At 45.0% G+C, this 13,272-nt stretch carries 8 protein-coding genes, 1 tRNA gene and 2 pseudogenes; 9 read left to right on the forward strand and 2 right to left on the reverse strand.

Translation table 11 applies throughout. From position 1 onward, the window contains the following. Positions 1-516: 516 nt before the first annotated feature. Positions 517-2,711 (reverse strand): annotated as a pseudogene (locus tag JCM10512_RS12905) (GH92 family glycosyl hydrolase). Between the two features lie 195 nt (positions 2,712-2,906). Between JCM10512_RS12905 and sppA the strand changes: the two are divergent. The 6 genes and pseudogenes from sppA (at position 2,907) to JCM10512_RS12935 (ending at position 9,512) form a co-directional block, all read left to right on the forward strand. Beyond that, positions 2,907-4,684 (forward strand): annotated as a pseudogene (sppA, locus tag JCM10512_RS12910) (signal peptide peptidase SppA). A 10-nt stretch (positions 4,685-4,694) separates the two neighbouring features. Continuing rightward, positions 4,695-5,837: a tetraacyldisaccharide 4'-kinase gene (gene lpxK, locus JCM10512_RS12915; RefSeq protein ID WP_044163649.1), complete on the forward strand. Its 1,143-nt coding sequence runs from the start codon at positions 4,695-4,697 to the stop codon at positions 5,835-5,837. Then, a complete protein-coding gene (locus JCM10512_RS12920) occupies positions 5,776-6,585 on the forward strand; it encodes a purine-nucleoside phosphorylase (RefSeq protein WP_044163651.1) in 810 nt (269 codons plus the stop codon). The genes lpxK and JCM10512_RS12920 overlap by 62 nt, the downstream gene beginning before the upstream one ends. Before the next feature lie 15 nt (positions 6,586-6,600). Then, complete coding sequence (gene thiL, locus JCM10512_RS12925; RefSeq protein ID WP_044163654.1) at positions 6,601-7,629, forward strand: thiamine-phosphate kinase; 1,029 nt, start codon at positions 6,601-6,603, stop codon at positions 7,627-7,629. A 116-nt stretch (positions 7,630-7,745) separates the two neighbouring features. Beyond that, a tRNA-Phe gene (locus JCM10512_RS12930) sits at positions 7,746-7,818 on the forward strand. Between the two features lie 455 nt (positions 7,819-8,273). Beyond that, positions 8,274-9,512, forward strand: a complete 1,239-nt coding sequence (locus JCM10512_RS12935; RefSeq protein ID WP_044163655.1) for a site-specific integrase — start codon at positions 8,274-8,276, stop codon at positions 9,510-9,512. A gap of 81 nt (positions 9,513-9,593) precedes the next feature. On the opposite strand, the gene JCM10512_RS12940 is transcribed toward JCM10512_RS12935, so the two are convergent. After that, positions 9,594-10,037 (reverse strand): PH domain-containing protein, encoded by a 444-nt coding sequence (locus JCM10512_RS12940; RefSeq protein WP_044163657.1) that lies wholly within the window; start codon positions 10,035-10,037, stop codon positions 9,594-9,596. Between the two features lie 414 nt (positions 10,038-10,451). On the opposite strand from JCM10512_RS12940, the gene JCM10512_RS12945 reads away from it, so the two are divergent. The 3 genes from JCM10512_RS12945 to JCM10512_RS12955 are packed head-to-tail and all read left to right on the forward strand — an operon-like array spanning position 10,452 to position 13,257. Further along, a complete protein-coding gene (locus JCM10512_RS12945; RefSeq protein ID WP_052517200.1) occupies positions 10,452-11,612 on the forward strand; it encodes a hypothetical protein in 1,161 nt (386 codons plus the stop codon). A 2-nt stretch (positions 11,613-11,614) separates the two neighbouring features. Next, positions 11,615-12,274 (forward strand): DUF4313 domain-containing protein, encoded by a 660-nt coding sequence (locus JCM10512_RS12950; RefSeq protein ID WP_052517201.1) that lies wholly within the window; start codon positions 11,615-11,617, stop codon positions 12,272-12,274. Continuing rightward, positions 12,271-13,257 (forward strand): hypothetical protein, encoded by a 987-nt coding sequence (locus tag JCM10512_RS12955; protein WP_044163661.1) that lies wholly within the window; start codon positions 12,271-12,273, stop codon positions 13,255-13,257. The genes JCM10512_RS12950 and JCM10512_RS12955 overlap by 4 nt, the downstream gene beginning before the upstream one ends. Positions 13,258-13,272: the final 15 nt, after the last annotated feature.

Here is a 13,272-nt window from a genome sequence, read left to right on the forward strand (position 1 = left end):
TTCCCGCATTGTATAAATCTAGTTATCAGATAAATACGGCAAAAAGTGATTATGACATGATTCGTTTGCACTTACACGCTTGAATAGCATATTTTAGCTCAAACGAAGCTCGAATTTCTGTTTTGATAAGTAATCACAAGGTTTTGCAGGTGATTCTGATTCGATCCCTCGTTTTTACTAAACCTTGTACTTGAATGAGGTAAACCTTGTACATGGTTGGGGTAACTCTAGTACTAGGTTGGGGTCAAGTTAGTACTAGGTTTGGGTAACTCTAGTACTAGGTTCAGGCTACTTGAGTACTAGATTATTAATACCCAAGCGATAGGCTATTAACACATCAACCCTAGTCTATTAATATCTGAAAGCTTAACTAAAAACAAGCCAACTTCCTGATTCTATAAGACCAAGGAAACGAAAAAAAGAGCCTGATGTTTTTAAAAAAGATCAGGCTCTTTCAACCAAAAGATCAGGTTCTTTTTTGAAAAGATCTAGATCTTTTTTAGAAAGGAATTCGTATTACTTCATCTTATAAACCAACGTTCCTCCTGCTATAATATCTTCATGAGCAATCGTCTTCTTTGTATAAGGCACGCCATTGAGCGTAATGCTTTCTACATACTTATGCTCTTTGGACAGATTTTCAGCGATAACAGTGAATGTTTTTCCGTCCGCCAGATGCAAGACCATTTTCGGCAACTGAGGAGCACCGAATACATAGTCACCACTCACAGGATCTACAGGATAGAATCCCATGGCGCTAAGCATATACCACGCGGACATCTGTCCACAATCGTCATTTCCACAAAGCCCGTCCGGTTTGTTTTTATATTGAGTCTCAAATATCTCCCGAATCAACTCCTGCGTGCGTTCCGGACGCCCGGCCATTGCATACAGGTAGGCAACATGATGACTGGGCTCATTGCCATGGGCATATTGCCCGATCAGGCCCGTCACATCAGACAAAGCTTCTCCTTCGAGTTTGATGGTGAACAGAGAATCCAACTTCTGCAAGAAAGGCTTCTCCCCTCCCATCATCTGAATCAAACCCGGAATATCATGCTGCACATGCCATGTATATTGCCAGGCATTTCCTTCGGTATAATCTCCTCCGATACTTTCCGAATGGCCTAACACACTTGGGTTGAACGGAGTTTCCATGTTCCGTCAGCTTTACGCGGACGCATAAACTTGGTGCTGGGATCAAAAAGGTTCTTGTAGAAGTCGGCACGTTTTGCAAAGTAAGCCGCGTCTTCTGTCTTACCCATTCGGCGAGCCATGTCGGCAGCGGCGTAATCATCATAGACCGATTCCAGGGTGGAAGATACTGATTCGGCTTTTATCAAATCGGTAGGGAAATAACCATATTTCATATACGTTTCCCAGTCAGACTTCAAAGGATGGGAAACGGTCTGGGTACGCTTGATTATGTTGAAAGCGCGCTCGGCATCGAAGCCACGGAATCCTTTTCGGTAGGCCTCAGCAACAACCGACACTCCATGATTGCCAACCATGCAATAGTTGTCTTTTCCCCATAAAGCCCAAATGGGCAGAAATCCCTGTACCTCTCCTTGCTCTATCAAGGAGTTGACAAATCCGTCCACTCGTTCGGGAGTGATCAGGGTGTAGAATGGATGGGCCGCCCGATAGGTGTCCCACAAAGAGAATGTGGAATAGAACACTCCACTGCCGGCTTTCACAACTGAATCGGCTGCATTGCGATACATACCATCGACATCGGAAATCTGATTGGGCTGAATCAGCGCATGATAAAAGCAAGTATAGAAATTGGCCTTTTCATCATCGGTCCCTTCTATTTCAATACGGCTCAGGTAACTATTCCACTCTTGATAAGCGGCTTTTCTCACGCCTTCAAAATCCCACGCAGCAATCTCGGCTTCGAGGTTTTTCTTCGCACCGGCTATACCGGTAGTAGAAAGGGCGACTTTCATCATCAGTTCATCACCCGGCTTTAGGTCGAAACTTACTAGGATGCGTTTTCCTTTCTCGGTTTCGGCCATAGGCAGGTAGAGTGAGTCGACAACCGGACGGTTGAATTTCATCACAAAGAAATAGTCTTGGTCCACCCACACGGTGTTACTCACGTGGCCGGTCAAGGTTTGTGCATCTTCCCAATGTACTTCACAGCTAGTGACGTGCGAATGGTATTGTTCCTCTCTCCAAGCCGGACCATGCTGCAAATCGATCAGCAAAGATGCCGAATCAGCTTTATGGAATGTATAGCGATGTAGAGCGGCATGAATAGAAGCTGTCAGTTCGGCCTTTACCTGCGGCTCAGCGAGTTCGACGGTATAGTAGCCGGGGGTAGCCGCTTCCTGTTCTTTGGAGAAATGGCTCCGGTAAGCATCCCAGGAGCGAACACGTGTTCCGGTAACAGGCATCACTAAGATGTCGCCTAGGTCCATGCAACCGGTTCCATTTAAGTGGGTCTGAGAGAATCCCCAAATCAAGGAGTCTTGATAGGTGTATTCCGAACAGTATCGCCAACCCACCGCACCTGTTACCGGACTTGTTTGTATCATCCCAAAGGGATAACAAGCGCCGGGAAAGGTGTGCCCGTTGTCAGCGGCACCGATAAAAGTATTAACATATTTCGCGTAATCTTTCGGCTCCGCTTTATCTGTTAAAGTACAGGAAGCACATAGAAGCAGACTCGCCAAAATGGCGGTCATTAGAGGGGTCTTTTTTTTCATGATGGTACGATGTGTTAAGTTAATGCCTATTAGGGCGGTGACAAAGATAAACAGGTTTTTCTGGATAATCAACTAACAAATAGTCATTTTATATGTGATAAAACAAAAATTCATACGACTTATTGAATAAATATCAACTCAATTATTTATCTTTGTTAGCTTAATAGTAAGTTAGCCACAAAAAAAAGAAGTATAATGAAGGATTTCTTAAAATTTACGTTCGCTACAGTAACTGGCATTATCATATCCAGTGTCATTTTGTTTGTTCTCAGTATCGTAACATTATTCGGTATCTTATCGACCTCAGATACAGAAACTGTGGTGAAAAAGAATTCAGTGATGGTACTCGATTTAAACGGTACACTCGTGGAACGTACGCAGGAAGATGCTCTAGGTATATTATCTCAACTAGTCAACGATGACTCCAATACATACGGACTGGATGATATACTCTCTTCGATTAAAAAGGCGAAAGAGAATGAAGACATCAAAGGTATTTATCTGCAAGCAAGTTCACTGAGCTGCTCGTACGCCTCTTTACAGGAAATACGCAATGCATTGCTCGACTTTAAAGAAAGCGGCAAATTTATAATTGCCTATGGCGATGGATACACTCAGGGACTTTACTATCTATCCAGCGTAGCGGATAAGATTATGCTCAATCCGCAAGGTATGATCGAATGGCGTGGACTTGCTTCTTCGCCCATCTTCTATAAAGACTTACTCCAAAAACTTGGCGTAGAGATGCAGATCTTCAAAGTGGGGACTTACAAATCGGCCGTAGAACCGTTCACCTCAACCGAAATGAGTCCTGCCAACCGCGAACAGGTAACTGCTTTCATTCAGTCGATCTGGGGACAGATTACAACCGGAGTTTCGGCATCCCGTAACCTTACGGTAGACTCGCTCAATGCCTACGCCGATCGTATGCTGATGTTCTATCCGGCTGAAGCAAGTGTCAAAACCGGGCTGGCGGATACGTTGGTTTATCGCAATGATGTGCGCAACTACCTTAAAAAGTTAGTCAAGATAGGTGAAGACGACAAGCTTTCGATGTTGAGCTTGAACGATATGATCAACGTGAAAAAGAATACGCCGAAGGATAAAAGCGGTAATATCGTCGCTGTATATTATGCATCCGGAGAAATAACCGATCATCCGAGTTCGGCAGCTTCGGAAGACGGTATTGTGGGCACCAAAGTTATTCAAGACTTGCGTAAGCTGAAGGATGACGACGACATCAAGGCGGTTGTACTCCGTGTCAACTCTCCCGGAGGAAGTGCTTTTGCTTCCGAACAGATATGGCACGCCGTAAAAGAACTCAAAAGCAAGAAACCGGTAATTGTGTCCATGGGTGATTACGCCGCATCGGGTGGTTACTATATTTCTTGTATTGCCGATACGATTGTTGCCGAGCCAACAACACTAACGGGGTCTATCGGGATTTTCGGTATGGTTCCGAATCTTAAGGGGCTGACCGATAAAATAGGCCTAACCTACGATGTGGTAAAAACAAATAAGTTTGCCGACTTCGGAACGCTCATGCGTCCTTTCAACAATGATGAGAAAGTATTGTTGCAAATGATGATCGCCCAAGGGTACGACACGTTTGTCAGCCGTTGTGCCGAAGGTAGAGGTATGACCAAAGAGGGCATTGAGAAAATAGCCGAAGGACGTGTATGGACCGGAGAGGCTGCCAAAGAACTTGGCTTGGTGGATGTACTGGGCGGAATTGATAAAGCGCTGGAAATTGCCGTTGGAAAAGCGGGGATTGATAGTTACACGGTTATCCCTTATCCGCAAAAGAAAGATTTCTTATCTTCTTTGCTCGACACTCAACCCACAAATTATGTAGAATCTCAATTAATAAAAAGTAATCTGGCGAATATTATCAACAATTCGGCCTACTAAAAAATATAAAAGAACAATCAATGATTCAGGCACGTATACCGTTTGATCTGAACATGAAGTAAATAACGACACATGGACGAACACTTCTTTAAGGTAAATAAGTGGCTCTATCCTGTTTCATGGCTCTATGGAACAGGAGTCGCGATCAGAAACAAGCTCTTTGACTGGGGAATTCTCCGGTCGAAGAGTTTTGACGTTCCCGTCATCTGCATCGGTAACCTCGCTGTAGGGGGTACCGGAAAAACGCCGCACACTGAATATCTGATAGAGTTATTAAACAACAAATATCACGTAGCTGTATTGAGCCGAGGCTATAAAAGACGAACGAAAGGTTATGTGCTGGCTACTCCGGAAAGTACCGTGCAAACAATTGGCGACGAGCCTTACCAAATGCATACGAAGTTTCCTGCTATCACGTTGGCGGTAGACGAGAATCGTTGCCATGGTATAGGTAAGCTCCTCGCTATAAAAGAACCGGCAATAGACGTCGTTCTACTGGATGACGCTTTTCAACACCGATACGTGAAACCGGGACTGAGCATTCTGCTGACAGATTATCATCGCTTGTTTTGTGATGATGCGCTACTACCGGCGGGGCAGCTTCGGGAATGCATCGGTGGCAAGAACCGGGCGCAAATCGTTATTGTAACCAAATGTCCGGCGGATATTAAGCCTATCGACTTCAATATCATCGGCAAACGGTTGGATCTTTATCCGTATCAACAGCTATTCTTTTCATCGTTTCAATATGGAAATTTACAACCGCTTTTCCCGGAAACGTCTTCTGATCCTCAGGCCGTGGAGTCGGAGAAGCCTTTGTCTTTCCTGGAAGGGACAAGCATCTTGCTCATCACCGGAATAGCATCGCCTGCACCTATGGTTGAGAAGATTAAAGAATATAGCCAGCATATCGATCAGCTTTCATTCGATGATCATCACCAGTTCACGAACCGGAATATGCAGCTTATCAAAGAGCGTTTCAATAAATTGGAGGGTGAACATCGCTTGATTGTCACGACTGAGAAAGATGCCACTCGCATAGCCGGACATCCGCATCTGGATAATGATTTGAAACCTTTTATCTATACGCTCCCTATCGAAATTGAGATATTGCAAAATCAACAAAACAAATTTAACCAACATATTATTGACTATGTTAGAGAAGATACAAGAAACAGCAGCTTACCTAAGAGGAAAGATGCATACCAGTCCTGAAACAGCTATCATTCTAGGTACCGGACTTGGCAGTTTAGTTAATGAAATAACCGAGAAATATGAAATAAAGTATTCGGAGATCCCAAACTTTCCGGTATCAACAGTCGAAGGACATAGTGGCAAACTAATTTTCGGCAAATTGGGCAATAAAGATATCATGGCCATGCAGGGCCGCTTTCATTACTACGAAGGTTATTCAATGAAAGAGGTAACTTTCCCGGTACGTGTCATGCGCGAACTCGGCATCAAGACGCTGTTTGTGTCCAACGCCAGCGGAGCTACCAATGCCAGCTTCGAAATCGGAGATTTGATGATTATTACCGATCACATCAATTACTTCCCCGAACATCCGCTTCGTGGAAAGAATATTCCTTATGGCCCACGTTTCCCGGACATGAGCGAAGCATACGATAAGACACTTATTCGCAAAGCTGACGAAATAGCTCAAGAGAAAGGTATTAGCGTACAACATGGTATCTATATCGGTACGCAAGGCCCAACATTTGAAACTCCGGCCGAGTATAAGTTATTCCATATATTGGGTGCTGATGCGGTAGGTATGTCGACAGTTCCCGAAGTCATTGTAGCCAATCACTGCGGAATCAAGGTGTTCGGCATCTCTGTCATTACGGACTTAGGAGTCGAAGGTAAGATCGTAGAAGTTACTCATGAAGAAGTTCAGAAAGCTGCTGACGCTGCTCAACCGAAGATGACTACAATCATGCGTGAGCTTATCAACCGCGCTTAACATTAAAACCCTTTTATGAGAACAGAAATAGCATCTCTGGGTGAGTTTGGTCTGATAGATCGTCTCACCGAGAGTATCAAACTAACAAACGAATCCAGTACATACGGTGTAGGCGACGATGCTGCCGTCCTCTCCTATTCTTCAGAGAAACAGGTGTTGGTAACCACCGATCTGCTAATGGAAGGTGTACATTTCGACTTGACTTATGTACCTTTCAAGCATTTGGGCTACAAGGCTGCCATCGTCAACTTCTCTGATATTTATGCCATGAATGGCACACCGCGTCAGATAACAGTATCACTAGCTCTCTCAAAACGTTTCAGTGTTGAAGATGTAGATGCTCTTTATGACGGCATACGCCTGGCTTGCCAACAATATAATGTCGACATAGTCGGTGGGGACACCTCTTCGTCATTAACCGGACTTGCTATCAGCATTACCTGCATAGGAGATACCGAAAAGGCTGTCTACCGGCATGGAGCTAAAGATACGGACCTCATCTGCGTCAGCGGTGATTTGGGAGCCGCCTATATGGGACTGCAACTTTTGGAACGCGAGAAAAGCGTATTAAAAGATGAGAAAGACCTTCAACCGGACTTTTCCGGCAAAGAGTATCTATTGGAACGGCAACTGAAACCCGAAGCGCGTAAAGACATCATTGAGAAGCTTGCTGCGGCCAACATCGTTCCAACCTCGATGATCGATATTTCCGACGGACTCTCTTCTGAACTGTTACACATCTGCAAGCAAAGCAAGGCCGGCTGTCGGGTTTACGAGGAGCATATCCCGATTGATTACCAGACGGCTGTTATGGCGGAAGAGTTCAACATGAACCTTACGACCTGCGCATTGAACGGTGGCGAAGACTACGAGCTTCTTTTCACTGTTCCCATTGCTGACCACGAGAAAGTATCACAGATGGAAGGTATTCGCCTAATTGGCCATATCACCAAGTCCGAACTAGGATGTGCTTTGATCACCCGCGACGGTCAAGAGTTTGAACTCAAAGCCCAAGGTTGGAATCCATTAAAAGAAGAAAAATAATTTTCATACAATAGAACACTGATAATAAGAGCTATACCTTTTTATCAGTGTTTTTTATTTCCAAAACACTTGTGAGATTAAAAAGTTTCACTACCTTTGCAACCGCAAACAAGAAAGGTGCCATAGCTCAGTTGGTAGAGCAAAGGACTGAAAATCCTTGTGTCCCCGGTTCGATTCCTGGTGGCACCACTTTTAGAAATATCGATTCAGTGAAACCCGTTGAAATACAGTCATTTCAACGGGTTTTCTTTTATACCCGCCATGCCGGTTTACGCAGATTTGAGCATTTGGACATTTTCCATCCGGTGGTTTTTCCAAAGTCCCTCAAAAAAGCCACCAAAATCATCCTATTTCACTTATTTACAATTATTTGCGCTGTTCATTTTCAGGGACAAGAATATACTTTTGCCTACCTGCTTGAATGTCGAACGAAAGGATTTGAAAAACTGTAATGTGAACAAAAGAAGTTCTATTCCCTCCCTATTTGTCAGGGAATAGAACCGGAGACACAAAAAGGACTCTCCGGTGGTTTTTATGATTTGAAGTAGAAAAAAACCACCGAAATTCACAATTCTTCAAGAATTCCACCGACATCACTAGTTGACGAAATTAACCAGAATGTACAACATCTAAAAAAGAAAGTCATGAAACAAGGAACAATGAACATTCTATTTTTCGTTCTGAAAACGAAATTGTTGAAAAACGGTGAAGCACCGATTCTTATGCGCATAACCATCGACGGACAGTTTGATGAGATAAGAATTCAGCGAAGCACTCCCCTGAAATATTGGAATGCGGCCAAAGGATGCAGCAAAGGAAAGGACAGGGCATCCGCCGAATTGAACAGCTTTATAATGGCCCTGAATGTACGCGCCCTTGAAAAGCATAAGGAGTTAATGCTGGAACAGGCATTGATTACTCCCAGGCTGTTACTGAAACGGATATTCGGCAAAGATACGGAAATGCGTACTTTACTCGGGACCATGCGGCAGGAAATAGAAGATATGGAAAAAGTGGTGAATATCAACTACTCCCCCATTACCATCAACCGCTATAAGAACGTACTGAAGAAACTCGAAAACGCCATACCAGCCTTTTATGACAAGCAGGACATCACTTTCTACGAACTTACACCGGAATTTATCAAGGCGTTCGACCTGCACCTGAAAACAAAAGCCGGACTGTGCCGCAATACGATTGTCCGCTACATGAAATGCTTCAAGAAGATCACAAACATGGCTCTTGCCAAGGAATGGATGCGGAAAGATCCTTTCTATGGTTATAAGATGAAACAGGACGAAACAGATCCGGTATTCCTTACTTATGACGAGTTGCAAGCTATCATGAAGAAAGAATTCACCATCCCGCGCCTGGCTCTGGTGCGGGACATTTTTATCTTCGCTTCGTTCACCGGCCTGGCTTTCGCAGACGTATCCACGCTCCGCAAGGAAAATCTCATGCAGGACAACAGTGGCGACTGGTGGATAAGGAAAGGGAGGGTCAAGTTGGAGCACCACCGCAAGGCATCCTCCGTCAGCAACATTCCACTGCTGCCCGTGCCGCTTGCCATACTGCAAAAATACAAAGATGATCCTGTATGCATGAAAAAAGGATATTGTCTTCCCGTACCAAGCAACCAGAAGATGAACAGTTATCTGAAGGAAATCGCCGATTGCTGCGGGATTAAAAAGAACCTGAGCACCCACGCGGCCCGCCACACGTTTGGAACCACCATTACGCTCGCCAATAACGTACCGCTGCAAGATGTTTCAGCGATGCTCGGACATGCCTCCACGCGCATGACACAGCATTATGCACGCGTTATGAACACCAATCTGAAGGAGGCAATGAATCAAGTAAAAGAACGGCTGGCACAAAAATAACATTAAAAACCATTCATAAGAAGAAAAAGAGGATATGCGTTGATATCCTCTTTTCGTTATTCCCCCAAATTCTTCTTTCAGTCATTGAATTTGTGCGTTGATTTCATTTCTGAACTTCGTCGGGTCGGCAATAAACCTGAATGTGTTCGTTGCCCCGCCGGTAGTTACCACGATCGACCCAAAGCCGAATATACGTCCCAAAACAGGCTGGCTAATCCGTAATCCCTCACATTTATTCAGAACCAGTTCAAGAGCGTCACGGCTAAGAACCCCCGATTTCAGAACAACCCTTTTATTGGTGACGACATATTCAGTCCCTATTTTTAAAAGAATCCTCTTGACCAGCTGAAGCAGTCCTGCCAGTAACAGAATTAAACCGATATAGTATAAAAAGCCCGCCTGTGCCGAAGAAAAAAAGGCACCCAATAATAACAATACTGCCGGATATACGAAAATATACCAATGGATATCCGCCTTGTACCTGACCTCTTCACCTGCCTGCAGGTTATTCTGAATATAGCTCATACTTCTTGACTATTAACAGATTACTTATTTTTTCATCAAGGGACAAAAATACATATAATCAAGACATCACAAAATAAATCGAGGGGTTTTCTTTCAGTCCGATATTTGTAACCCTGAAACATTAAACAAACCGGATAGACAAGAGCCCGTTTTATCCCGTTTTGACCCGTTAATTTCTTAATACCATCAACAACAGTCATATTTCAACTTCTTACCTGCAAATATAGTCCCGTGCCTTTGGATTGAGCAAGGCAGCCCTACGGGCCGGTTGGCCAGGGAAAAATCATCCTCACTTCGTTGCGGTATTTTTCCCTGCCAAGCCTTGCACAATCCCGGCACGGAACAGTCCGGCAAGTAAGAAATCGAAATACCGGCTCCACGGGGCCGGACATGTCTAATTCTAAAAGTAAAAAAATGACTGAAATGACAACAATGAAGGTTCACGAAGAAAAAGTAAGGGACTTTACTGGCAATGCAGGAGAACAGACAGCTACTCCTCTGACGAAGGCAAACGCGCATCGCGCCAGTCTTATCCGGAGAAAAGGGACGGATGATGAAGCGATTCCTTTCCACTTCCGTAAGAAATGCACAGGAATGAATGTGTATGTCCATACTTATGGAAAGGATGAAGCGGAGCTCCGTCCGTCGGACTTCAAGGATTGGGATGTGGCGGAGTTCAAGCATCCCGGATATCTGGAAGATATGGAAGGTGCCGCATCTGACGCCTACCGTTGGAATTCATTTGAACCGGATGAACGGGGAAAAAGCGACATCATGCACTACGAGGCACAACTCCATGAGGATTTACAGCAGATACCGGCAGAAAAACAGGAGGATTATATCAGAACCTACAGATCCGGATTCACTGCGCTGACTGGATGCTTGTCCCGATGCGCAAGTCCAATGGTTACAGGACCGGCAGGATTCAATTGCCGCAGGAATGAGAAAGCCAATAACGCCTATCGGAATAAATACAATGCATTCCAGGAATGGCGCAACCGGATTCTGCTAACCGCCCGGCGGGCAGCAGAAAAGGCAAGGCCGGAAAAGGAAAGACAGGAAGAAGCATGGCTGGGACTCAAACGCCAGATCGTAAGCAGTGCAAACACTATCCGTGAAATTGATACCGGAAAAGCCAAAGGTTACGACCGGTCGTTGTTCGTAAGCAGTATCCTGAATAAGGTCGGCACTTTCGCCAGCCATGGCAATGTGGAAATCGTACAAAGAGCCGTGGATCTCATTATCGAATATAATTCCGGAGTGAAGAAACCTGTCATCACCGCACGTAGCAGATTCTTCCGGCTCCCCGAAGCGGCACAGCGCATGAAAGAGAAACTGCAAGCCGCAAGGCAACAGGATAACAAAATAATAGAATTTGAAGACGGGAAGCTTGTTTGGAACTACGAAGAAGAACGTTTGCAGATATGCTTCAACGATATACCCGGGGAAAACAAGCGCAAGGAATTGAAATCGTACGGTTTCCGCTGGTCTCCAAGGTTTAAGGCCTGGCAACGTCAACTGACCGGCAATGCCGTATATGCAGCGGGGAAAGTGCTGAACCTTCAAAATATGTGATCATGAATACTGAACAACTCCTGAAAATAAAATTTATGTGTACCGGTAATAAACTGTACTGGAAATCGGACCTCTACCCGGAAGGAAAGGTGGAGGTACGGGTTACATTGGCCACTTATGCCGACAACGACAATCTTTATGTTGGACTAAACCGTCCATGTACAAAGGAGGAAGGTCGTTGGGAACCCTTCACCGACCTGACCGTCAACCAACATTCCCTGCCCCCATTCCATGCGTACGTGGATAACCGGGATTATAACCGGGGGGCGTATGAGTTCCTGACTGGTTATGGAATCGCCCAACCGGTTGCGCTTCCCAGGCATAACGGATTCCGCCTGTTCAGATTCAATGCGGACAGGCTGAAGGAACTTGCACCGGAACATTACCCCATGATAGCCCGGAAACTGCCTCCCGGAAAGACGGCCATCGGGATGCAGGAGTACAACGGCTACAACTATCCAATCAGAACAATAAAGAATGTCTATGGATTGTATATGCTATCGACATTGGAATTTGAAAAAATCCTTCGTGAAGGGGAACAACAGGGCAATGCCGAAGCAGCCGAAATACTTGAAAGCATCTGTCATTTCTGTACGAAGGAAGACCTGAACGGATTGACTGATGAAGAAATGGTGGAAGATATAACCCGTGGAGCGATATGAAAACCGAAATCCCAACAAAATCATGGAAGAGCTACATTCCGAAATCGGTCAGCCTGTACTATGTGGACTATAATGAGAACCTGAATGGGCAGGAAGCGCTGCAGGAAGCATGTATCCGGCAGAACAGTCTCATACCCTTATATGAAAAAGTACAGGAATGGTATATGGAACAGGAAACAGACAATCTGGATGAAATACTTGGCCATATTAAGGAAAGTATGACAAAAGACCGCAGATTACGTACATACAGGAAACACGAAAATGAAATACGGGATATGTTGTACGAACGGAACGATACCGATCCGTCGGACGGGTTAATCCGCAATTCCTCCATTACCAACATGTTCTACTCCCTCGGAGTGGAAACAGACGGTTGCGATACATACGGCAATACGCGTACAGAGTCGGAAACAATGACCTGCCATAGAATCAGACGTGCACTGAGATTGAAAAAAGGACAGTATGACGACCGGATTCTTGAACTGACAGGAAACGCTTCGTATGGGGGTGAACTCCGGATCTATTTTAACGCCATGTTCAACAAACTGTTGACGGGCGATCCCGGAAATGATTTCAAGTCCATCCGTTTTCACGGTGATGTCGTAGTTGCCTTGGCAGACAGCCGCAACGGTTCCGGTTACGACATCACGTTGCCGATAGACGTCACGCTTCCATTCCGAAGGGACAACCTCTTTGTGGATTCACAGGTACATTATTCGTATGCAGATGAGGTTTGCGGAATGTGTAGCGACTGGTGCGGTTCCACCAAGTGGGAAACGGGCATGAAACCATTAAAAGGATCCATCCGTGCAAGCAGGATGGCCGGGCATCTGCAACAGGAAGCCGGATATGAAAAGACCTTCCGCGAAGGGAAATGCACATCCGGTGACATGAATTACAAACGCCATCGGGACACATTCTATATCAACAGTTTCCCCTGCGGCAACAGATGCCCCCATTGCGGAACATTCTGGATAGACTGAAAACTCAACGCTTAT

Source organism: Bacteroides reticulotermitis JCM 10512 (assembly GCF_000517545.1).
Lineage (GTDB): Bacteria > Bacteroidota > Bacteroidia > Bacteroidales > Bacteroidaceae > Bacteroides > Bacteroides reticulotermitis.

Bases quoted from the DNA above. Each gene is read 5' to 3' on its own strand.
- lpxK (WP_044163649.1), top strand. From the start codon at position 4,695: ATGGACGAACACTTCTTTAAGGTAAATAAGTGGCTCTATCCTGTTTCA.
- JCM10512_RS12920 (WP_044163651.1), top strand. From the start codon at position 5,776: ATGTTAGAGAAGATACAAGAAACAGCAGCTTACCTAAGAGGAAAGATG.
- thiL (WP_044163654.1), top strand. From the start codon at position 6,601: ATGAGAACAGAAATAGCATCTCTGGGTGAGTTTGGTCTGATAGATCGT.
- JCM10512_RS12935 (WP_044163655.1), top strand. From the start codon at position 8,274: ATGAAACAAGGAACAATGAACATTCTATTTTTCGTTCTGAAAACGAAA.
- JCM10512_RS12940 (WP_044163657.1), bottom strand. From the start codon at position 10,037: ATGAGCTATATTCAGAATAACCTGCAGGCAGGTGAAGAGGTCAGGTAC.
- JCM10512_RS12945 (WP_052517200.1), top strand. From the start codon at position 10,452: ATGACTGAAATGACAACAATGAAGGTTCACGAAGAAAAAGTAAGGGAC.
- JCM10512_RS12950 (WP_052517201.1), top strand. From the start codon at position 11,615: ATGAATACTGAACAACTCCTGAAAATAAAATTTATGTGTACCGGTAAT.
- JCM10512_RS12955 (WP_044163661.1), top strand. From the start codon at position 12,271: ATGAAAACCGAAATCCCAACAAAATCATGGAAGAGCTACATTCCGAAA.